Here is a 2,500-nt window from a genome sequence, read left to right on the forward strand (position 1 = left end):
TAGTAAAGGTTGGAGGAAATAAAAATGGGGTTAAAATCATAAAATTAATAACTACCCATACCATAACGACACTCGATCTTACACTGCCAGGCATCAATTTCTGAATAATTTGTTCCGTACTCTTTCCGTGATATTTTTCCATATTAATCTCCCAAAAACTAAAAAATTTTATCTAAAGCTGCTCCGATTCCAGTTTTAACTTTATCTTTTATCGAATCCTGTTTACCATCATGATTCCAATCACCTTTGTTAAATTTGATTCCATCAGTTACTATACTAGCTCCTATAGAAACACCAAAGCCAATACAAGCCCCAGCAACAGTTCCGATTGGACCGCCAAAAACAGTTCCAACAGCTGCACCTAGTTTGGCTCCCGCAAAGGCACTTACAGCAGTTGTACCAACCCCAATTGCTGCATAGCCTAAAGCACTTGTTTTTAATTTTAATCAATCTTTAAGAAATTCTTTTGGTGATAAAATATGTCTTTTTACATCGTCTATTTGCTTTACTTCGGCTAGAGGTAATGTAGTATGTAATCTCTAGGAAATATAATACAATAAAAAAATGATTCAATCTAGTAATTGCCAACACTTATAACTAAAAACTAAAAAAATTCTAATAACAAAAAAAGAAAGAGAATTAATTTGCATATATTTTTATAATAATAATGTCTCTTCACTACACAATCTTTATTTTTTAAGCCAAAAAATAGAAGTATCGTCCTATAAAAGACAATACTTCCTTAGTTACTTAAAAATCACATAATAAATTACCCATTACCTCTTCAAGCACTACATCTAGATTTACTACCTCTTTTTCCGAACGCCATCCTATAAAGCCGTCTGGTCTAATTAATACAATTCCTTCATTTTCTATCCCATATAATTCACGAAAAACATTTTCTTGAGCAATAAAATCTCCGCTTAACCCAACTCGATACACTTTAATATTTATCCCTAATTTAGATGAAACATCATATACAGCTTCAGCCCAAGAACTATTGCCTACTCCAGTAAGTAATACAAAATTGTTACCAAACAAGTCTAATATAGAAACTTCTTTCCCTTTATACATCCCCCAAAAGTGTGGCGCTCGCGTTCCAGGTCTCCCGTTCAACTCTACGCTATCCATTCTATGTGGAGTGACTGAGTCATCTATAATCGCCTCTGAACAATACTGATATCCAACTGTAACAGCTAAACCGTCCATATTATTTAAACTGCCTTCTTCTCTATTCGCCGCATGAAACAGTAAACTACTCGCATAATCTGTCGTTAATTTTGCAACAGGGTATCTCTCTTCATGATATGTTTCTAACAATTTCGGCTGTGCTTTCCCTTCTATAACAGCCGCTAATTTCCAAGCTAAATTATGCGCATCTTGTATCCCTGTATTTGAACCAAACCCTCCAGTTGGCGGCATAATATGGGCAGAATCACCAACTAAAAAAATGCGATTATCTTGAAATTTTGCAGCAGTACTTTCAGTCGCTTCCCACGGTAAAACACTTACTATTTCTGACTCAACATTTGTACTTCCTATTGCCGTTTTAATAATTTGTTTACAACGCTCTATAGTAAAATCCTCTGGTCGCTCTCCTTTTAACGGATCGTAGGATACATGGTAAATCCATCTTCTTTCGTTATCAACTGGAATAAGCGCACCAAGAACTTCAGGATGAAGTATCATAGTAAAACCAAATGCATCTCCTTGTATAAACTCACTTAAATCCGCTTCAAAATAAATATTCATATAATAGCCACCGATTGTACCTCTTCCCTCCGTACTTATCCTTAGTTGCTCACGTATTTTACTTTTTGCCCCATCCGCTGCAATTACGTAGTCACAATGAACAACGCTCTCTTTTTCCGTTTCGCGATCTAGAATCGTTGCTATTACTCCATTTTCCTTTTGTTCAAATGAAACTAACTCATGATAAAAAGATAGTTGCCCACCTAATGTTTTTGCTTCTAGTAACATCATCTCTTCTAAAGTAATTTGATAACAAGCAGTTTGTTTTGATGGACTAATCTCTTTTACCTTTCGAAGTAATTTTTCATCATTTTCATACTGAGTCACCCTCAATTGTGCGAATTCTTCCTGATTCGCCTCAACTATTGTATGAACAGCTATTCTTCCTCGGCAATTTTCTAATGTTTTACCCGCTGATCTAATTCTTTGTTCTAAACCTAATTCTCGAAATAACTCCATCGTACGAAAAGTGATTCCACCTGCTTTTGGATGAATTGCAGTAGACGGATGCCTTTCAATAAGTAAGTACTCAATGTTATGTTTTGCAAGAAATAACGCAGACGCTAACCCAGATAATCCCCCTCCAACAATTAAAACTGGTACATAATTCGATTTCATATATTTACCCTCCACATCATTGTTCTGAGCTCAGTGACATAAATATAATCAAAAAAAACATTAAAATATAGACTTATATTTCATTTTGAATTATCATATAGATAGATTACGCCCCAAAATTCCTTTTACC

General features: G+C 34.9%; 1 protein-coding gene and 1 pseudogene. Both read right to left on the reverse strand.

What is annotated here, in order from left to right; genetic code table 11:
* Positions 1-158: 158 nt before the first annotated feature.
* Positions 159-530 (reverse strand): annotated as a pseudogene (locus tag KI369_RS29800) (WXG100 family type VII secretion target); the annotation flags it as partial.
* Between the two features lie 220 nt (positions 531-750).
* Positions 751-2,370, reverse strand: a complete 1,620-nt coding sequence (locus KI369_RS27820) for an FAD-dependent oxidoreductase (protein WP_212958867.1) — start codon at positions 2,368-2,370, stop codon at positions 751-753.
* Positions 2,371-2,500: the final 130 nt, after the last annotated feature.

It is taken from the genome of Bacillus sanguinis (genome assembly GCF_018332475.1).
GTDB classification, from domain to species: domain Bacteria; phylum Bacillota; class Bacilli; order Bacillales; family Bacillaceae_G; genus Bacillus_A; species Bacillus_A sanguinis.

Coding starts and splice junctions, on each gene's coding strand:
- KI369_RS27820 (WP_212958867.1), bottom strand. CDS start 2,370: ATGAAATCGAATTATGTACCAGTTTTAATTGTTGGAGGGGGATTATCT.